This window comes from Paraburkholderia sp. Ac-20336, assembly GCF_017105025.1.
Lineage (GTDB): Bacteria > Pseudomonadota > Gammaproteobacteria > Burkholderiales > Burkholderiaceae > Paraburkholderia.
On the sequence record NZ_JAAGPS010000003.1, the window covers coordinates 149,400 to 169,444 of the forward strand.

General features: G+C 64.0%; 15 protein-coding genes. 10 read left to right on the forward strand and 5 right to left on the reverse strand.

All coding sequences use genetic code 11. From position 1 onward, the window contains the following. Positions 1–436: 436 nt before the first annotated feature. Positions 437–892 (reverse strand): hypothetical protein, encoded by a 456-nt coding sequence (locus GXB81_RS03260; protein WP_205988376.1) that lies wholly within the window; start codon positions 890–892, stop codon positions 437–439. Positions 893–1,213: 321 nt separating this feature from the next. On the opposite strand from GXB81_RS03260, the gene GXB81_RS03265 reads away from it, so the two are divergent. The 3 genes from GXB81_RS03265 to GXB81_RS03275 all read left to right on the forward strand — a co-directional run bounded on the left by GXB81_RS03265 (position 1,214) and on the right by GXB81_RS03275 (position 3,989). Then, positions 1,214–1,639 carry a phasin family protein gene (locus tag GXB81_RS03265; RefSeq protein ID WP_167044562.1) on the forward strand — a complete coding sequence of 142 codons (426 nt, stop codon included), beginning with the start codon at positions 1,214–1,216 and terminating at the stop codon, positions 1,637–1,639. A gap of 602 nt (positions 1,640–2,241) precedes the next feature. After that, positions 2,242–2,691 carry a DUF2844 domain-containing protein gene (locus tag GXB81_RS03270; RefSeq protein ID WP_205988377.1) on the forward strand — a complete coding sequence of 150 codons (450 nt, stop codon included), beginning with the start codon at positions 2,242–2,244 and terminating at the stop codon, positions 2,689–2,691. Positions 2,692–2,702: 11 nt separating this feature from the next. Continuing rightward, complete coding sequence (locus GXB81_RS03275) at positions 2,703–3,989, forward strand: DUF3443 domain-containing protein (RefSeq protein WP_167044556.1); 1,287 nt, start codon at positions 2,703–2,705, stop codon at positions 3,987–3,989. Positions 3,990–4,108: 119 nt separating this feature from the next. Here the strand turns inward: GXB81_RS03275 and GXB81_RS03280 are convergent, their stop codons facing one another. Continuing rightward, positions 4,109–5,290: a putative zinc-binding metallopeptidase gene (locus GXB81_RS03280; protein ID WP_205988362.1), complete on the reverse strand. Its 1,182-nt coding sequence runs from the start codon at positions 5,288–5,290 to the stop codon at positions 4,109–4,111. 493 nt (positions 5,291–5,783) lie between these two features. On the opposite strand from GXB81_RS03280, the gene GXB81_RS03285 reads away from it, so the two are divergent. From GXB81_RS03285 to GXB81_RS03300, 4 genes are read left to right on the forward strand one after another with little or no spacing between them, the layout of a single operon-like run. Further along, positions 5,784–9,293, forward strand: coding sequence for a transglutaminase family protein (locus GXB81_RS03285; protein WP_205988363.1), 3,510 nt, complete (start codon positions 5,784–5,786; stop codon positions 9,291–9,293). A 29-nt stretch (positions 9,294–9,322) separates the two neighbouring features. Then, positions 9,323–12,022 carry a circularly permuted type 2 ATP-grasp protein gene (locus GXB81_RS03290; RefSeq protein ID WP_205988364.1) on the forward strand — a complete coding sequence of 900 codons (2,700 nt, stop codon included), beginning with the start codon at positions 9,323–9,325 and terminating at the stop codon, positions 12,020–12,022. Then, positions 12,019–12,912 (forward strand): transglutaminase family protein, encoded by an 894-nt coding sequence (locus tag GXB81_RS03295; protein WP_167044545.1) that lies wholly within the window; start codon positions 12,019–12,021, stop codon positions 12,910–12,912. The genes GXB81_RS03290 and GXB81_RS03295 overlap by 4 nt, the downstream gene beginning before the upstream one ends. Before the next feature lie 25 nt (positions 12,913–12,937). Continuing rightward, a complete protein-coding gene (locus GXB81_RS03300) occupies positions 12,938–13,690 on the forward strand; it encodes an AAA family ATPase (RefSeq protein WP_205988365.1) in 753 nt (250 codons plus the stop codon). 41 nt (positions 13,691–13,731) lie between these two features. Here GXB81_RS03300 and GXB81_RS03305 read toward each other — a convergent pair whose 3' ends face one another. The 3 genes from GXB81_RS03305 to GXB81_RS03315 all read right to left on the reverse strand — a co-directional run bounded on the left by GXB81_RS03305 (position 13,732) and on the right by GXB81_RS03315 (position 17,395). Beyond that, complete coding sequence (locus GXB81_RS03305; protein WP_346777772.1) at positions 13,732–14,886, reverse strand: DMT family transporter; 1,155 nt, start codon at positions 14,884–14,886, stop codon at positions 13,732–13,734. A 96-nt stretch (positions 14,887–14,982) separates the two neighbouring features. Next, positions 14,983–16,143, reverse strand: coding sequence for a type VI immunity family protein (locus GXB81_RS03310; RefSeq protein WP_241016213.1), 1,161 nt, complete (start codon positions 16,141–16,143; stop codon positions 14,983–14,985). Then, a complete protein-coding gene (locus GXB81_RS03315; protein ID WP_205988366.1) occupies positions 16,124–17,395 on the reverse strand; it encodes a VRR-NUC domain-containing protein in 1,272 nt (423 codons plus the stop codon). Before GXB81_RS03315 ends, GXB81_RS03310 begins: the two co-directional genes overlap by 20 nt. A 531-nt stretch (positions 17,396–17,926) precedes the next feature. On the opposite strand from GXB81_RS03315, the gene GXB81_RS03320 reads away from it, so the two are divergent. The 3 genes from GXB81_RS03320 (at position 17,927) to GXB81_RS03330 (ending at position 20,041) form a co-directional block, all read left to right on the forward strand. Beyond that, positions 17,927–18,349, forward strand: coding sequence for a MarR family transcriptional regulator (locus tag GXB81_RS03320; RefSeq protein ID WP_167282017.1), 423 nt, complete (start codon positions 17,927–17,929; stop codon positions 18,347–18,349). Positions 18,350–18,437: 88 nt separating this feature from the next. After that, positions 18,438–18,860: a MarR family transcriptional regulator gene (locus tag GXB81_RS03325; protein WP_167282019.1), complete on the forward strand. Its 423-nt coding sequence runs from the start codon at positions 18,438–18,440 to the stop codon at positions 18,858–18,860. Between the two features lie 80 nt (positions 18,861–18,940). Continuing rightward, positions 18,941–20,041 (forward strand): HlyD family secretion protein, encoded by a 1,101-nt coding sequence (locus tag GXB81_RS03330; protein ID WP_205988367.1) that lies wholly within the window; start codon positions 18,941–18,943, stop codon positions 20,039–20,041. Positions 20,042–20,045: the final 4 nt, after the last annotated feature.

A 20,045-nucleotide genomic window follows, 5' to 3' on the forward strand; every position in this document is an offset into this window, starting at 1 on the left:
TCGGCATGCGCAACGCAATGAGCGTCCGCACGGATGCGCCACGATCAATTCAAGGCCAGCTTGATGATGCAGCACAGGACGAACACGAGCAGGGCGGCGGCAATGGCCAGGTTCAACGGATAGCGCATTCTTCACCCTGCCCGGACGTTTCGGTGCTCCTATCCTAGTCACCTGGGGGAAGATGAAAAGCGCCAGTGAAGCGCCAATGTGGGACAGCCAACGTAGCGTGCCGAAGGGCTGCGCGATGCGGTGGAGGGAGCGCTTCCACGCGAGGACGGCCGATCGTAATGGCCGGTCTTGCGCCGAGCATGAAGCGAGTAAGCGCCGCATACCACGCGACGCTTTATTCCATCCAAACACGCAGCCACGAACGGCCGCGCAAACCCGGCACCTCCACTCGACGCATCGGCTCAGTGCGTCGGTGCAGTGCGGCGGCTCAATGCGACTGACCGGAAGACTGCCCCGACGGCATGCCATCCGGCATACCATGCGATGCCTTGTTTGCCACGGCGAGGTCTTCCGCGAGACTCGTGCGCAGCGTGGCGATTGCCTGTTCGGGATTCGCGGGCTTCAATTGTTCGCGAGCCAGCGAGTCGTAGACGTAGTGCCGCAGCATCGGGTCCTGCGTCTTGCCCAGCACGTCGCGGTACACCGCGACGATTTCGCTTTCATGACCGCTCAGCGCATAGAGACGGCGCAACTGTTCGAGATCGTGGATCACCGCGAAGTTGGCGCCGCCCGGACCCCTCATCTGACCATGGCCGCGAAACGGCGGCGGCCCGTCGCCATGCATCGCGCCGGGCGGTGGGGGCGGCGGATCGTCGGCGCAGGCGGCCGTTGCGATCAGGCCGGAAACCGCGGCGAGCGCCGCGCAGAATAGGGCTTTTTTCATCATGTCGCTCCCGTCGAGAACGGTGCCGGCGCCACGATGGGCCGGTCCAGCCGCAACGATAGTCGACTCGATGATTCGTCGGGTTACTGAAAGCGCTGCGGTAACTTACCGGGCCTTGCATCGGGGGCGGCGCGTCAGGGTGAGTCCGCTGGCGCAATGCGGCCGGATAGAGCATGATTGAGCGCGATGTGCCGTGCACCCCCCAAACCCAGCTTGCCGTGGTGGCTCGTGCGGCACACGCCGTCGCCAGGTCCCGATGCCATGCTTATGCGAGGTGGCCGCGCACCGGCGGCGTCCGTTCAACCGCAAGGAGGATTTCGCATGGACCGACCCGAAGCCGCCAATCCGTTTGGCGATCTCACGAAAATGCTCGAGCAGTTCAAGCTCCCCGGCTTCGACGTACCCGCCATCATGGAAGCACGGCGCAAGGACATGGAAGCACTGGTTCAGGCGAATCAGACGGCTTTCCAGGGCATGCAGTCGCTCGCGCAGAAACAGGCCGACATGCTGCGCGCAACGCTGAACGAACTGCAAGCGCTGACGGCGCAACTGTCGACAGCGGGTGCGTCGCCGTCGGCGAAAACCGCGGAGCTGGTCCAGCAGAGCCTGCACAAATCGCTCGCCGATATGCAGCAACTCGCGCAGGCCGCGTATCAGACGCACGCGGAGTCGTATGCGGTCATCGCAAAACGCGTGGAAGAAAACGTGCAGGAGCTGAAGTCGCTTTTGCAGCAGCAAAAGAAATAACCGCGAAGCAAGCGGCGTTGCGCGCTTCGACGTGCGCTTCAAAGCACACTTCGAACACCCATGCCGCGGATGGCGATCGTGCCATCCGCGGCATTTTTTTGGCCCGATATTTTGGCCGATATAAGGTCTGATAAAAGGCCCGAAAAAAGTCCGACAGCAAGCCGCAGAAAGCGCCCGTAGTCAGAGGAATACACGCGTCGGACCCAGTTTGTTAAGCGAACGCTTACATGATCCGGACAAGCTTCGAGCGGTCTCTATTTTTTATGCAGCCCTTCCCGGATTTTCCGTGGCCGTTTGCTTTAAACGTCATATAAAACAGAAAAAGACGGCAAAGTACTGTTCGTAAAAGGTTTCGCTATCGTCAGTCAAACGAAGTCGAACGTACTGATCGCGCGTCGCGGTTTGAATCGCGGCGCAAACGATTGCCGCGTGCCGTCCGCCTCGCTAAAGTTTCGCCCCATCCTTCCGTAGACGCATTCACGCAACCGATCGGCGTGAAGGCAAGCCGGTTCCGCCGGTCAGGTGTGCGCCCCTGGTTTCGCGTTTGTGGCGGCTTCATGCGGTCACGGGCGTTTCATCTCGAAGGAAATCTCTTGAAACCGATGTTTCTTACCCGCATTGCCTGCGCAATGCTCGGGGCGAGCTGCGCATTGCCGTTCGCCGCGCACGCGACACTCGGCCAGAACGTCAGCACCGTCGATGGCGATCAGTCGCACCTGCACGCCGTCGCGCACGCGGCCACCACGCAGGGCGCGTACTCGGTGCATCGACTGACGTTGCCGTCCGGCACGCAGGTGCGCGAGTACGTCGCGCAAAACGGCATCGTGTTCGGCGTCGCGTGGGACGGCCCGACCTTGCCCGATCTCAAGGCGATGCTCGGCGCCTCCTTCGACGTGTACGTGGCCGCCGTCGCGAACCGGCGCGGCACGCCGCTCGCCGTGTCGAACAGCGACCTCGTGGTGTTTTCGAGCGGCCATCTGCGTGCGTTCACCGGTTACGCGTATCTGCCGCGGGCGCTGCCCGCGGGTGTCGATGTCGGCGTCATTCAATAACGGAGCGAATCATGCGATACAGGTCTTCGTGGATGACCCTGCTGGGCGCGGCACTCGCCGCACTGATCGTGAGCGCATGCGGTGGCGGGGGCGGTGGCTCCGGCGGCGCGAGCAGCACAGCCAACTCGGCCAATTCGGGCAACTCGACGGCTTCGTCGAGCAGCCCGACCGTGACCAACACCTCGCCGGCGCCGCAGGTGCTTGCCGCCAACGCGGTGCGCGTGACGGTCGACTCGGGCGTGAGCAACGTGCCGAACATGCCGTTCGTCAGCATCACGATCTGCGCGCCCGGCACGAGCGACTGTCAGACGATCGATCACGTGCTCGTCGATACGGGCTCGTGGGGCGTGCGCGTATTCGCCTCGCAATTGCCTGCGTCGATGAATCTGCCGCCACAGAAGGACGGCGCGGGTAATCTCGTCGCCGAATGCATGCAGTTCTTCGATGGCTATACGTGGGGCGCCGTGAAGCTCGCCGATCTGCGGATCGCCGGCGAAACGGCGGCGTCGCTGCCGGTCCAGGTGATCGACCCGAACTACGCCTCGCTGCCCGCCGATTGCGCGGCCGTCGGCGCGTCGCGCAATACGCCGGCGGCGTTGCAGGCCAACGGCATTCTCGGCATCGGCGTGTTCAAGCACGATTGCGGCGGCAACTGCGTGCAGCAGGCGATTCCCGCGACGTACTACGGTTGCGGCGCTTCGGGCTGCACCTCGATTCCGCTTGCCGAGAACTATCAGGTCGCCAATCCGGTGCCGTACTTCACGACCGACAACAACGGCTCGGTCCTGAGTCTGCCGACCGTGAACGGCGGCGCGCCGTCGGTATCGGGGCAGCTCGTGTTCGGCATCGGCACGCAGAGCAACAACGCGCTCGGCAATGCGCAGGTGATCGGCGTGAGTCCGTCGAACGGCACCTTCACGACGGTGCAGAACGGCACGACGTACTCGCACAGCATTCTCGATAGCGGCTCGACCGGACTCTTCTTCCAGACCTCGTCGATGCAGGCCTGCGCGAGCCCGAATAGCGCGTACTACTGCCCGGGTTCGACGCAGCAGTTGAGCGCGATGATCGAGGGCGTGAACGGCGTGACGAGCGCGGTGACGTTCGGCGTCGCCAATGCGACCTCGGTTGCGCAGACCTATAACGGCGATGCGGCGCTGCCGCTGCTCGCGGGACCGGCGTTCGTGACCTCGGCGGTATTCGACTGGGGGCTGCCGTTCTTCTATGGCCGCAACGTGTATGCGGCGATCGAGCAGCAGGGGACGCCGGGCGGGACCGGGCCTTATGTCGCGTATTGAGCGATGGCGCGGAGGGCATGCGCGAGCCTGTGAGCGAAGGCCGCGCATCGCTGCATGAATAAAACCCGCTGCTGGTCGATCCGGCAGCGGGTTTTTTTATGCCGTCGTCGTGCGCGAACTCAGGCGTTGTCGGCGTCGAGTCGATGCGGTTCGTGCGAGGGACCCGCCGCGGCGGCTTCGTTCACGGCGGCTTCGTCCTCGCTCGCAGGCGTTGCCGGCGGATCGGTGGCCCGCGTCTTCTTTTCTCCCGCCGCCGCGATTACGTGATGCACGAAGCGCAGCTTTTCCACCACCGGCGCGGCGAGCGTGAACGGGTAGCCATCGGCGATACCGAGGCTGCGGTTCAGGCTGTTCAGCGCATACGTGAGCGGAAACCAGCGCTTGAGCAGATTGTCGAAGCTCGCGTCCTCGACCGGCGTGCGGTCGGTCAGCGTCGGTTCGCGCGGATCGTCGGGCAGCAGCGCGAGTCCGTAAGTGCTCGCGGTATCGAGCACGTCGACGATCAGCAGATAGTGCGCCCACGTCTCGGCCCAGTCTTCCCACGGATGCATCGTCGCGTACGCGCTGATATACGAGGCCTGCCAGTCGGCTGGTGCGCCGTCGCGATAGTAGGCTTCGAGCGCTTCGCCGTAATCGGCGCGTTCGTCGCCGAACAGTTGGCGATACGGTTCGAGCCGGCTCGGCTCGTTTTCGATCAACTGGCTGAAGTAGTAATGCCCGGTCTCGTGGCGGAAGTGTCCGAGCAGCGTGCGATACGGTTCGCCCATCGCGGTGCGTACTTTCTCGCGATGGGCGTCGTCGGCTTCGGCGATGTTCAGCGTAATCAGCCCGTTGTCATGGCCCGTCATCACGCGCGCGCCGTCGTCGCCGTCGGCGAGGAATTCGAAGGCGAGGCCGTGCTCGGGGTCCGCGTCGCGCGACGTCACGTCGAGCCCGAGTTCAGCAAGCGTGTACAACAGACGCCGCTTCGCGACTTCGAGCCGATACCAGTAGAGGCGGTTCTCCGGTTCGGCCAGGTTCGGGATCGTGTGCGTCAGATGACACGCACGGCACAGCGTGTCGGGCGAGGCGTCGGGAATCATCCAGTTGCAGACATTTTCGACCGCATAGTTGTGGCATTGGCGGAACAGCGTGCCGTCCGCGCGCGGATGCAGGCTGCGCCAGCGGTCTTCGCCGGCGGTCTCGAACGCGCTGATTTCCTTGAGATCAGGAAGGTAGCCGAGCAGGGACTCGCAGCGTTCGCAGCGGACGTTCTCATAGAACACGAGTTGCGAGCAGCGATTGCAGTGGAAGGTTTTCATCGGTCGGACCCGGTGGTGAAGGCGGCGTGAAGAGGCATGAGTCACGTTCATGAGCGGTTCATGAGCGAAAGCCCGCCGCAATCTTCATGCCGCGATTGCCAGAACTCACTGCTTTAACGCACAGTACGTACATGATCGTGCATCGGCGGCGCGCCGCTTTGGTGCACGGTTCGATGGCGCACCGCGGCAACGCGCGGTGCGTGGCGGGAGTGTTTCGCGAGAGATCGCGGTTAACCGGATAGAGGTTAGATCGAAGTCCAGCGCAACATGATGAAAGTCGCCTCGGGGCAGCGAGACTGGGTAGCGAGACCGGGCGGCGAGATCAGGCAGCAGCGAATGCAACGGCAGCAGATGCAACCGCAGCAGATGCAACAGCAGCACACGTCAGCACAACGCAATTCATGAAGCACCAGGCGGTTCAGGTAGCGGTTGTCGCTCAACGGCATAGAGCTTGCTTTCTGGCGGGCTGCCCATCTTCGTCGAGGAGTCCGGAGTGTCCATTCGCGTCGCGTTGCATCACGTTACTCATTACCGCTACGACAGGCTCGTCTCGCTGTCGCCCCAGGTCGTGCGGCTGCGGCCCGCGCCGCACTGCCGTACGCCGATCCTCTCGTATTCGATGCGGGTCGAGCCGGAGCGGCACTTCATCAACTGGCAGCAGGACGCCTTCGCCAACTATCAGGCGCGGCTCGTGTTTCCCGAACCGACGCGCGAATTCAAGGTGACCGTCGATCTGGTCGCCGAAATGGCCGTCTATAACCCGTTCGATTTCTTTCTCGAACCGTCGGCCGAGCAGTTTCCGTTCGACTATGCGCCGGAGCTTGCCGCCGAACTCGCGCCGTATCGCATCCAGCGGCCGATGACGCCGCGCTTCGCCGAATTCGTCGCGAGCATCGACCGCACGCCGGCCGGCACCGCGAACTTTCTCGTCGCGCTCAATCAGCGGCTGCAACACGAGATCCGCTATCTGATCCGGATGGAGCCCGGCGTGCAGACCCCCGAGCAAACGCTCGTGAACGCTTCGGGTTCGTGCCGCGATTCGGGCTGGCTGCTCGTCGAGACGCTGCGGCAACTCGGCTTCGCGGCGCGCTTCGTGTCGGGCTATCTGCTGCAACTCGCGCCCGACGTCAAAGCGATCGACGGCCCGAGCGGCACCGAAGTCGACTTCACCGACCTGCATGCGTGGTGCGAAGTCTATCTACCCGGCGCGGGCTGGATCGGGCTCGATCCGACCTCGGGGCTGCTCGCGGGCGAGGGGCATATTCCGGTTGCGTGCACGCCGGAGCCGGGCAGCGCGGCGCCGATCTCGGGCGCGGTCGACGAATGCGAGGTCGAGTTCGGCCACGCGATGTCGATCGAACGCGTGCTCGAAACGCCGCGCGTGACGAAGCCGTACAGCGAGGAAGTCTGGAGCGACGTGCAGGCGATGGGCGCGCGGGTCGATCGCGAACTCGCCGGGATGGACGTGCGCCTCACGATGGGCGGCGAGCCGACCTTCGTGTCGGTGCGCGACCGCGACGCCGCCGAATGGAACACCGATGCGCTCGGGCCCACCAAACGCGGCTACGCGGTCGCGCTGATGGACCGGCTGCGCGAGCGCTACGGCGCGGGCGGCTTCCTGCATCTCGGCCAGGGCAAATGGTATCCGGGCGAACAGTTGCCGCGCTGGGCGATGTCGCTCTACTGGCGCGCCGACGGCGAGCCGTGCTGGCATAACCCCGCGCTCTTCGCCGACGAACGCGAGCCGGGCCGCTATACCGCCAGCGACGCGCAGCGTTTCATCGCGCATCTGGCGGACAAGCTCTCGGTCGACAAGAACTGCATCGAGACCGGCTACGAGGATACCTGGTACTACCTATGGCGCGAGCGCCGCCTGCCCGTCAACGTCGATCCGTTCGATGCGCGCCTCGACGACGAACTCGAACGCGCGCGTCTGCGGCGCGTGTTCGATGCGGGGCTGAGCCACCCGACCGGCTACGTGCTGCCGCTCGGCCGCGCACGCGGACTGCCCGGCTCGACGCCGAAGTGGGTCAGCGGCCGCTGGTTCTTCCGCGACGAACGCATGTACCTGATTCCGGGCGATTCGCCGATGGGCTACCGCTTGCCGCTCGACTCGCTGCCGTGGGTATCGGAGACCGACTATCCGTATCAGCACGCGCACGATCCGTTCGCGCCGCCGCAGCCGTTGCGCACGGCCGCGCAGTTGCGCCTGCAATACGAAGGCGTGCGCGAGCAGGCGGGGTCCGCCGAGGCAACGGCCGAGGCACGCCAGGCCGCGGCGTTGTCGCTATCCGCGGCGGATGTGCTGAGCGGCATGCCGGGCGGCACCGTGCTGGCCTATGCGCCACGCGCCGACGAGGCGCGGGAAGGAGTGCTGGGAGAAGCGCAGGCGCCCGCACGCGGGCAGTCGTCGGCGGATACGCTGCGCACCGCGCTCTGCGTCGAGGCGCGCGACCCGAAACGCGCGGCCGGCCCGAAGGCCGAAACGGATTCGTTCGGCAGCGGCCATACGCTGCTGCATGTATTCATGCCGCCGCTGACCGATCTCGACGATTATCTCGACCTGCTCGCCGCAGTCGAAGCGACGGCCGAAGAACTGAAGATGCAGGTCGTGCTCGAAGGCTATCAACCGCCGCGCGACGCGCGCCTGAAGGTGTTGCAGGTGACGCCCGACCCCGGCGTGATCGAAGTCAACATCCATCCGGCCGCGAGCTGGGAGCAACTCGTCGATCACACCGAGTACCTGTACCGGTCGGCCGAGCACTGCTATCTGAGCAGCGAGAAGTTCATGCTCGACGGCCGCCACACCGGCACCGGCGGCGGCAATCACTTCGTGCTCGGCGGCGCGACGCCGGCCGACAGTCCGTTTCTGCGCCGTCCCGATCTGCTCGCGAGCCTGGTCGCGTACTGGCATAACCATCCTTCGCTGTCGTATCTGTTCTCGGGGATGTTTATCGGGCCGACGAGCCAGGCGCCGCGTATCGACGAGGCGCGCAACGATCAGGTCTACGAACTCGAAGTCGCGTTCGCCGAATTGCAGCGGCAGATCGATCTGCTCGGCGGTCGCGACAGCGCAAGCCTGCCGCCGTGGATGATCGACCGCGCGCTGCGCAACATCCTGATCGACGTGGCCGGCAACACGCACCGCGCCGAGTTCTGCATCGACAAGCTCTATTCGCCCGACGGCCCGACTGGCCGCCTCGGCCTGCTCGAACTGCGCGGCTTCGAAATGCCGCCGCATGCGCGCATGAGTCTCGTGCAGCAACTGCTGCTGCGTGCGCTCGTCGCGCGTTTCTGGCGCACGCCGTACACGCAGCGCCTGACGCGCTGGGGCACCGAGCTGCATGACCGCTTCCTGCTCGGCACCTTCGTCAGGATGGATTTCGACGACGTGCTCGCCGATCTCGGCGAAGCCGGCTTCGCATTCCATAGTGCGTGGTTCGCGCCGCATTTCGAATTCCGCTTCCCGCTGGTCGGCGAGATGGTCGTGAGTGGCGTCGATCTGACGATCCGCAACGCGCTCGAACCGTGGCACGTGATGGGCGAGGAAGGCGCCGCCGGCGGCACGGTGCGCTATGTCGATTCGTCGGTGGAGCGGCTCGAAGTGCGCGCGCTCGGCTTGAACGGCAACCGCCATGTGCTGACCGTCAACGGCGTGCCGGTGCCGTTGCAGCCGACCGGCCGCGTCAGCGAATACGTGGCCGGGGTGCGCTTTCGCGCGTGGTCGCAGGCGTCGGCGCTGCATCCGACGATCGGCGTGCATGCGCCGCTCACGTTCGATCTCGTCGATACATGGACCGGCCGCTCGCTCGGCGGATGCCAGTATCATGTCGCTCATCCGGGCGGGCGCAACTACCAGACCTTCCCGGTCAACGCCTACGAGGCGGAAAGCCGGCGGCGCGCGCGCTTCTTCGCGTCGGGTCACACGCCGGGGCCGCTCGCGGTGGGCACGCCGCGGCGCAGTCTCGAGTTTCCGTTCACGCTCGATCTGCGCCGCCGTTGACAACGATGGACTCCTGACCTCACACGACCTTGGCCTTTCAATCGACCTTGCCCTTCGAAGCGTCCGCGCCGCACGCGGATGCTTTGTCCCTGTTGCGGTTGCTGCCGGGTCATGACGGACATTGGGACGAACTGCGCGACGCGTCCGGCGCGCTGCGCGAACCGTGGCGGCAGTTCTTCGCGCTGCTCGGCGAAGACGGCATCGCGCGGCTCGCGGACCACAATGCGTCGATCGCGCAGCAGATTCGCGACAACGACATCAGCTACAACGTCTATGCGGACAACGGCAAGTCGCGGCCGTGGGCGCTCGGCCTGCTGCCGTTTCTGATCAGCGAAGCCGAGTGGGCGCAGATCGAGCGCGGCGTGAAGCAGCGCGCGCATCTGCTCAATGCCATCGTCGCCGACATCTACGGCGCGCGCACGCTGCTCGAACGCGGGCAATTGCCGCCCGCGCTGGTCTTCGGGCATCCCGGCTATCTGCGTTCGGTGACGGGCTTCACGCCACCGGGCGGGCAGTACTTGCAGGTCGTCGCGCTCGATCTGACGCGCACGCCGAACGGCGAGTGGAGCGTGCTCGCGCATCGCACCGAGGCGCCGTCCGGCCTCGGCTATGCGCTCGAAAACCGCCTGATCGTCTCGACGCTGTTCGCCGGGCCGTTCCGTGCAATGCGCGTGAGCCGCCTCGCGCCGATCTATTCGCAACTGATCGCGACGCTCGTGCGATCCGCGCAGGCGACCCTGGGCAACGCAGCGAACGCCGGCGATGCCGATGCATCATCTTCTGATATATCGCCGCATATCGCGCTGCTCACGCCGGGGCCTTACAGCGAGACCTATTTCGAGCACGTGTTTCTCGCGCGCTATCTCGGCGTCACGCTGGTCGAGGGCAAGGACCTGACCGTGCGCGGCGACCGGCTCTATCTGAAGACACTGACCGGGCTCGAACGCGTGCACGTCGTGCTGCGCCGTCTCGACGACGCGTTCTGCGATCCGGTCGAGCTGCGCGCCGATTCGACGATCGGCGTGCCGGGCCTGTTGCAGGTGATGCGCGCGGGCAATGTGATCGTGTCGAACGTGCCGGGCGCGGGCTTCGTCGAATCGCCGGCGCTGCACGGTTTTCTGCCGGGCATTGCCGAGGCGCTGCTCGGCGAGGAACTCGTGCTACCCGGCGTGCCGACCTGGTGGTGCGGCGAGGCGGCCGCGCGCGAGCATGCGTTCGAGCATCTCGACACCGCCTTTATCGTGCCGACATGGCCGCTCGCGGGACGCGACGCGCCGCCGGGCATCGAGCAGGGCGCGCAGCCGCTCGCGGCCTGGCGCGAGCGCATCGAGGCGATGCCCGATACGTTCACGATCCAGCAGGAGCAGCGCTTTTCGTGTACGCCGCGCTACGAGGCCGGCACGATCGGCGGCCGGCCGTCGGTGCTGCGCGTCTATGCGATCGCCGACGTCAACGGCGGCTGGCACGTAATGCCGGGCGGCTTTACGCGCATGGCCGCCGAGCGTCAGACGACCGTGTCGATGCAGCACGGCGGCAGCAGCGTCGATACGTGGGTGCTGTCGAGCCAGCCGAGCTCGACGTTTACGCTATTGCCTTCGCCGATGCAGCCCGCCGACCTTTCGCGCCGGCATCGCACCGTGTCGAGCCGCGCCGCGGAAAACCTGTTTTGGGCCGGCCGTTACGGCGAGCGCGCGGAAAACAACGTGCGGCTGTTGCGGCTGATTCTCGGCTCGCTCGAAGGCAACGATGCCGATGCGATGTTTCCGGCGCTGGTCGAACTCGCGACGTACTGCGGTCTCGTGCAGCCGGGCGATATGGCGTCGCCGCATACGCCGCCTTCGCCGCAGACCTTCGAGCGCGTGCTCGTCGCGAATCTCTCCGGCAGTGCGGGCAGCGTCAGCATCAGCCAGAACCTGAGCAGTCAGGCGCGCGCGAACGGCGAGGTGCGCGGAAGATTGTCGAACGATCACTGGCGCGTGATTCTCGCGGCGCGTAATGACTTCGAGGATGCATTGCAGGCGTTGTTGCCGGTGGCCGCTAATGGCAATAGCAGCGGCAAAGGCGGCGCGAGCGGTGCGGCGGGTGGTACGGCAGACGGCACGACGAATAGCGCAAGCGCCAATGCCGCCGATCGCTACGACCGCGTGACGCTCGCGAACGCGCTCGAACATCTGTCGGTACAGTTGTCGGCGATCAGCGGCGCGCAGGGCGATCGCATGACGCGCGACGGCGCGTGGCGCCTGCTGTTCGTCGGCCGCCATATCGAACGCGTCGCGACGATGACCGCATTCGTTCGCGGCGTCGCCGCGCATGGTCAGCTTGCGGCGCCGGCCGGTTTCGATCTGCTGCTGCAACTGTTCGACAGCACGCTCACGTATCGCTCGCTGTATCCGGGCCGTTTCGAAGTGCCGGCCCTGCTCGATCTGCTCGTGATCGAACCGCACAATCCGCGCGGCATTTACGGCGTGTACGAACGGCTGCGCAAGAAGCTCGATGAAATCACGGCGACGACGGACAGCGCGCGGCACCGGCCGTTCGCGGAGCTATTGCCGCCCGTCGAATTGCTGCCCTCGCTCGAATCGCTGTGCGAAGTCGACGAGCAAGGCGCCTACACCAGCCTGATTGCGCTGTGCGATCAGATCGGCGGCTTCGCGAATGCGGCCGCGCATGAAATCAGCGCGCGTTATTTCAGTCACGCGACCACGGTCGCCTCGCAGGTGTGGGTATGAAGAACGCGCCGACCGTGCTGTCCGTTTCGCATCGCACGACTTATCACTACTCGACCTATGTTGAGACCGCGCAGCATCTCGCGACGATCCGGCCGCTCGCGTGCCCGTGGCAGCGCGTGATCTCGCGCAGCGAGCGGATCGAGCCGCAGCCGTCGTATCTGCATAGCCGTATCGACGCGTTCGGCAATGACGTGCTGTACTTCGCGCTCGATACGCCGCACGAATGCTTGCAACTGGTCAGCGAAACGACGGTGTCGCTGACGCCGCGCTGGACCGATCTCGATGCCGAGGCCACGCCCGCGTGGGAAACGGTGGCCGATGCGCTGCGGTTTCGCGTCGGCGGCGAGTTTCGGCCCGAGGTCGAGTTCTGTTTCGCGTCGCCGAATATCGCCTTGCGGCCGTCGCTGCGCGACTATGCGTTGCCGAGCTTTACGAGCGGCCGGCCGCTCGTGGCAGGCGCGATCGATCTGATGCAGCGGATTCACGCGGACTTCGCCTATAAGCCCTCGGCAACGCTGTTCGATACGCCGGCCGAGCGTGCCTTCGAACTGAAAAGCGGCGTATGCCAGGATTTCGCGCAGGTCATGATCGGCTGCCTGCGCTCGCTCGGCTTGCCCGCACGCTATGTGAGCGGCTATCTGCGCAATGATCCGCCACCGGGACAGCCGAAGCTCATCGGCGCCGACGCGTCGCATGCATGGGTTTCGGTGCATTGCCCCGGCAGCGGCTGGATCGATCTCGATCCGACCAACGACGTGCTTGCCGATCTCGATCATGTGACGCTCGCGATCGGCCGCGATTACAGCGACGTGTCGCTGTTGCGCGGGACGATTCTCGGCGGCGGCGCGCATCGGATGGAAGTGGGGGTGACGGTGCTAGGGCTAGAATGATGCAACCGTTTCCACCGTACCTGCGATGATTTCCACCCAGTACATCAGCCGTATTTCACTGCTGCGCGAGAAGGTCGAGTCTTTCGAGCGCTATCCGTTTTCCTTGCCCGCGATTCACTCGTTCGAGTCGCTCGAACCGCATCCGAAGGTGACGTTCCTGATCGGCGAAAATGGCTCGGGAAAATCGACGTTTCTGGAAGCGGTGGCGGTTTCGATGGGCTTCAATCCCGAGGGTGGGACGAAGAACTTCAACTTCGGCACGCGCAACTCGCACTCGAATCTCGCGGACTATCTGCGCATCGCGAAGGGTATCAAGCGCCCCAGGGACGGGTTCTTTCTGCGCGCGGAGAGTTTTTTCAACGTTGCCACCGAGATCGAGAACCTCGACTCGGAGCCGGGGCTGGGGGCGCGCATCATCCACTCGTATGGTGGCCGCTCGCTGCACGAGCAGTCTCACGGCGAATCGTTTCTGACGTTGCTGATGAACCGCTTCGGCGGCAAGGGGCTGTATCTGCTCGACGAACCCGAGGCCGCGTTGTCGCCGCAACGGCAACTCGCGGCGCTTGCCCGAATTCACGATCTCGTCAGCGACGACTCGCAATTTATTATCGCGACGCACTCGCCGATCCTGATGGCTTATCCCGATGCAACGATCTATCACTTCGATGCAAACGGCGTGTCGCAAATGGCGTATGAGGACACGGAGCACTACCAGGTCATGCGCGCTTTTCTGATGAACCCGCAGCGCATGCTCGACACGTTGCTAGGTGGCGAATAGCGCGTATTTGCTGCGCGCGCGAGGACTCGCGGCAAGTCCCGTTACGCGCTCTGCTTGTGCGTCTCGCGCGATGGAATCGTCATGGCGGCGACGCCGGCAACGACACACGCCAGTCCGAGCCACGCCGACGTGGACAGCGATTCGCCGAGCAGCGCCATGCCGATTCCCACGCCAATCGGAACGCGCAGATAGGCTTGCGCGGTCGTGCCGACCGAGCCGAGCGTTTGCACGAGCCGAAAGTAGATGACGAACGCCATGGCCGTCGAAAAGACCGCGAGCGCGGCTAGCGCCATGAGCGATTGCCATGAAGGGTGAAGCGTCCAGGGGCGATCGACGACCAGACTGACGGGCGTGAGCAGTATTGCGCCGGCAATCAGCGAGCCCGCCGCGGGCGCGGCCGGTGAGAGTCCTTTGAACGAGCGACCGTAAATCGCCGCGCCTGCATAGCAAACCGTCGCCGCGACGATCGCCAGTTGCGGAATCAGTTGATGCCCGAGTCCTTCGAATGCGCTTACGCCGACAACGAGGCATATGCCGGCGAGTCCCGCGACGACGCCGAACAATTTGCGGGGTGTCAGCGGTTCATGGCGCGTCATCGTCCAGGTGCCGAGAAATGCGAGTACCGGTGACGCGGAGTTGAGAATGGTCGCCAAACCCGCTTCGACCGAACGTTCCGCCCACGCGATCAGCGTGAAGGGAACCACGCTGTTCAATAGCGCCTGTACCAGGAAGCGGCGCCATGTCGCGAGGCCGCGCGGCATCGGGATGCGTTGGACTTTCATCCAGAACAGGAGCGCCGAACCGGCGATCAAGGTTCTCGCCGCGATGAGCGTTAGCGGGGGAATCGTGGCGACGCCGATCCGGATGAACGTATAGGACGCGCCCCATAGCGTCGAGAGCGCCAGAAGCAGGGCGAGTTCGAGAGCGGTGTTTGGGCCGTTTCCCGTGGCTGGTTCGGTACGGGGCAATTCGATTTCGCCTTGACGGTGTGGGTATGAGCGATGCGCGTCGTGGTCCGCCTGTGGAATCGAATTATGCGTGTGTCCTGATGTGGATGTTTCAGTGTGGAGTGAAATGTGGGTGGGGGTTGGTTTGGTTGTCTTGCATGCTTTGAGAAACGGTATGACGGTGGTTTTCGCTCTGCTCGCTCTGTAAAAGCGATGGACGGGGTGCTCCGTTCGATAACCCGGTTTCATCGATTGATTTGATAGTCTGCCTTCGAGGCAGTGACGACCTCGCCGCCGTGGTCGGTGAGGTCGCCGAGCCGAAAAAATCCAGGCCGCTGCCTTGGGTCAGTTTTTCTTCGCGGGGACGATTTCAGGCGTGCGCGGCAACGGTGGCGCACCGGGCAGATCAAAGCGGGCTTCCCATCGCCGGGTGCCGTCGGGGTCGGCATGGTCGGCGCCTGGCACATTGGTGTGCAGCGAGGGAGGCGCGGGATTACGCAGCACACGTAGCACGCGATTGACGAACACGTAGGGTTCGGGAAGTCCCTCTTCAGGCGCGCCGAGGCGGGGGAAGTCGCCCGCGCGGATCAGCAGGCAGTGGCCGACCCGCTCGATGCCAATGTCAGGCCGTGCCAGGTCGGCTCGCACGGCGGCTTCCCCGCCGAGGCGGTCGACGAACAGGTCGCCGATGAGGGTGTACCAGTTCACGCCCTTGATGAAGCCGTAATGCCCGACTTTGGCGCCGGGACGAAGGTCTTCATAAAGCGCCGTCATGTGGTCGGTCGATTGACCCTCGTACGACATGGTGTCGTATTCCATATCTTGTATGAACGCGTAGCTGTCGATTTCCAGTCCGCTGAACCGCTGCGCAAGCGCCCACTCCTGCGGCATGTACTCGTGGAAACTGTACGGCAGGATGGATGAGAATCCGCCGTAGCCGCCCCGCACCGGAAGCTGTTCGCAGACGAAGCGCAGGAACGCTTCGTAGCTCCGGACACCTTCGGGCGTGTTCACGAAATCCATCGGCATCCAGAATTTGAGGTAGGACAAGCCACAGTCCTGCCCTTTCTTCACGAAAAATCCTGACGGATCGGTATAGTCCTCGGCTACCGCCACATCGGTCAGCGTCTTGATCTGATAGGCTGCGGCGCTATCCTCGTCGATCGCGCTGGAGCGTACGACCTCAACCTTGATTTCGGGCTGAGTTTCCAGAATCGCCCGGCGCATCGCTTCGACCCCGCGTGATGTCTTCCGGCTGAAGCGCCCGTCATCGCCATTCCTGCCGCCTTTCAGGTAGGGGCCGAACAGTTGCTCGAAACGGTCGAAGCAGGCAAGCAGTCCCCGGCGTACATCGGGCTTCGAACCGCGCTCGAAGAACACCGTGCCGATTACGCCGGGGAAGATCACCAGCCGGCCCTGGTTGTCGTGCTGGCATAGTTCCTCGCCATAGCGGCTGAAGGCTTCCGCCGGTGCCAGCACCGGCTTTTTATGGGAAGAATTCATCATGTGATCCATTTGAAGTAAAAGAGAAATTGGGTGGACTGGTCAGTGCCGCCATCAGCGCCGCGTCGCCCGCTGTCGCGGTGATCGCCACCAGCGCGGCCAGCGCGCCGACCAGAGCCTGCGTCAGCACGACGGGAACGAGAACCCCATCGATGACGAGGACAACCACGGCCATCCCCCCGGACATGGTGATGCACACCTGTCCCCAGTCGATCTGCCGCAGTTGCTGGACGGTCAGGTCGGTCTGCTGTCTGATCTGCTGCCATGCGGCCTTGAGTTCAGCAGCGGTGTAGCGCGACACGGCCCGGTTTGCATCGTCGAGGTAGTGCCATTCATGGCCGGCGGCATGCGCTTCCGTTATCCACCGGCCCTGCTCGAACAGCCACTGCGCCTCCTGACGCAGCCAGGCCTGGGTGTCGTCAGAAAGCTCTCGGGCCCCTTGTGCCGCCGTATCCCATAACGCCGCCACACCGCTCGCGGCCGAATCGGCTGCGCCCTCCAGCGCGCTCCACGGCTCGAACCATGCGGCCTGCGGGACGGGGATCTTCGAGCGGAGCCGGGCGCGCAGCAGCAGCCTGCCGGCGACCTTGCCGAGGAATCCGGCGGCAATGGCCGCCTCGACCATTGCCTTTGCACGCTCCTCACCGCCCGAGACTTTCAGCACGGTCATGTGGCGGTTATCGCCGGCAATGCCGAGATAGTCGCGCTCCTGGTTTTCGCCCCAGGTATCTCCCGGAAACTTGACCTCGACGAGCCTCAGCAGGTTCGGCCACTGCGCCATGCCGTCGTGATCGACTGCTCCGCGCCCTGGCCACCGGTTGCCCTCGTTCTCGACGATCACCACATCCGGGCGGCGGACTTCGCCCGCAAGGCTGCCGGGCAGAGGAAACGGGTTCTGGCTGTGGCGGCGCCCGGGGGTGTCGCCGTCGGTCTTGCTCAGAAAAGGAATTGGCGCTTTTGCATGTCTGCTTGTTATCCACGGCCGCATATCAAACGACACCTCGGCCTTGTATCTCCAGCAGAACTCATGTTTCCTCTCATCCGCGCGAATCGCCGCGCTCATCGCAATCTGCTTGAGCAGGCTCGTTCCCACCAGGCCATCCGGTCTCTGCACCCGGAGTACCTCGGGCCACCACATCGCCGAGCGGATTTTTTCTTCGAGGTAACCCATTGCCTGATGCGGAAGACGGACGTATTTGGGTATGTCCTCCCGGATGGTCACTGTTGTGTCAACGGGAATCATCTGTGCTGCCATCAATACATGCTCTCCTCGTCAGTTGAGTTATTCGGTGATGCGGTTGGCAAACAATCTCCGTCCCGCCATCCGCGAAGGAAAGCTTGCGGATGGGCTCTCCCCAATCGCGAATAGGGAGCAAACCGACATATGGCCTGCGATCGTTCCCAACTTCCCGCAGAAAAGCAACGACACGATTTTGTCAATGAGTCGGAGATACCCTTGGCAAGAACGGACTCAGCCGTCCCGGAAGCCCACCGAAGTGCCGTGTCCTATGACTTTTGCACCGACTGCGCGTGGCACATCTGTGCTCAAGGCGATGATCTATTCATGACTGAAATTGTGAAAAATCCTTGAGTTTTAAGGCCGGAAAATATCCGCTAGAGCATCATTTCTTCTCCCGATGGCAAACGCGCTTGCCATATAGGTCACGATTCAGCACGACGGAAGAGACAGGGCTAACGACAGGAATGGCGATGTCCGCTATCGAGCAAGGCTCTTCAATTCACAAAAATCTTGACTCTGTGCGTATGCACATATAGACTGCGCAGCATGACCCGACCGATCTCCTACGACGAATGCAACTGCTTCGCGCTGCGCCAGGCGGCGCGGCACGTCACGCAAATCTACGAACGCCATCTCAGTGGTGTCGGGCTGACGGCTGCGCAGTTCACGATTCTCGCCAAGCTCGCGCGCATGCCGAATCTGCCGATGGCGGACCTTGCGGACGCAATGGTCATGGAGCGCACCACGCTGGTTCGCGCGATGAAGCCGTTGCAGCGCGACGGCCTCGTCGTGGCCGAAGCGGCGGAGCACGATGGCCGTACATTTCTGTTCAGCCTGACGGAAAAGGGCGAAGGGACGTTCGATCAGGCATCCATTGCATGGCGCGAAGCGCAGGACGAATTCGAAAAGAAGTTTGGCCGCGCGCGCGCCAAAATGCTGCGCGCCGAGTTGTTCAGCATTACCGGTTAGATTGCGCGGATCAACCCGCTTCGGCGGGTTTTCTTATACCTTGGTATGTGCATATGCACTAACATGCAATGAGCAGGAAAGTACCGCAATGGAAGCACTTTTCGACGACGACTGCTTTGCGATCCGCCAGGCGGCGCGCCACGTATCGCAAATCTACGACCGGCATCTGTCGAATGTCGGGTTGACCATTACGCAGTTTTCGCTGCTAGGGCGGCTCAGGCGCACAGGTCCGATGACGATGAAGCAGATCGCCGAGGCAATGCACATGCAGCGCACCACGCTGGTCCGCACGATCCAGCCACTGCGCCGCGATGGCCTCGTGTCGAGCGCGACGAGGGGCGCGGATGCACGCACGCTGTTGATTTCGCTGACCGCGACCGGTGCGGAGCGGCTGAGCGCGGGCCGCGCGCATTGGCACACCGCGCAAGCTGAATTCGAACACCGGTTCGGCGAGCAGCGCGCGGCTGCGCTGCGCACCGAACTGTTTGCGATCACCCGGGATTCGCTTTGACATCAACGCTAGAAGTCGCGGAGGCCGGCGCATGGCGCTGTTTTTTTAACCTGATAAGTGCATACGCAAATATACGAACCATGTCCACTACACCTTCGACTGTCGCGCCGCCGAGCGCGCTGCAACCCGCCCGGCAGGTACGGCGCATTCCGTGGATGCTGCTCGCGGTTCTCACGGTCATTGTCGTTCTGGCGCTTGCTGCTTCGTACTGGTTCTTCGTCGGCCGTCTTGTCGAGACGACCGACGACGCCTACGTCGGCGGTGACGTGACCGTGATGGCACCGAAGGTGAACGGCTTCGTCACCGACGTGCTCGTGCGCGACAACGAGTTCGTCCACGCGAACCAGGTGCTCGTGCGGCTCGATGCGCGCGATTACGAGGCCCGTCTCGCGCAGGCGAACGCCGAAGTGGAGAGCGCGCAGGCGGCCGTCATCGAACTGGAAGCGAAGAAATCGCTGCAACTCGCCTCGATCGGCGAGCAGGCCGCCGAGGTTCGCGCCTCCGGCGCCGAGCTGACGCGCAGCGCCGCCGACCAGACGCGCTATCGCGAACTCGTGAAAGACGATGCGGTATCGAACCAGGTCGTCGAGAAGGCCGACGCCGATCTGACGAAAGCGCGTGCCGCGGTCGATCGCAGCGGCGCGGCGCTGCTTGCCGCGCAACGCCAGATCGCGGTGCTCGACGCGCAGATTGGCGACGCGAAGGCACGTATCGCGACCGCGCAGGCCGCACAGCGCGTCGCGGCGCTGAACGTCGGGTACACGACGATCCGTTCGCCGATCGACGGCTATGTCGGCAATCGCACCGCACGCGTGGGGCTGCTTGCGAACACCGGCGTATCGCTGCTGACGGTCGTGCCGGCGAGCGGTTTGTGGATCGACGCGAACTTCAAGGAAGACCAACTGAAGAAGATGCATGCCGGAGACAGCGTCGACGTCGATCTCGACGCATCGAGCCGGCAACTGCATGGCGTGGTCGAAAGTCTCGCGCCGGCTACCGGCGCAACCTTCAGCCTGCTACCCGCCGAAAACGCGACCGGCAACTTCACGAAGATCGTTCAGCGTGTGCCGGTGCGCGTGCGCCTCGATGTGCCGAAGGACATGCAAAACGTGCTGCGTCCCGGTCTTTCGGCGACGGTCAAGGTACATGTCGACGCCGGCAACGCGGCAACTCGGGGATAAGCCG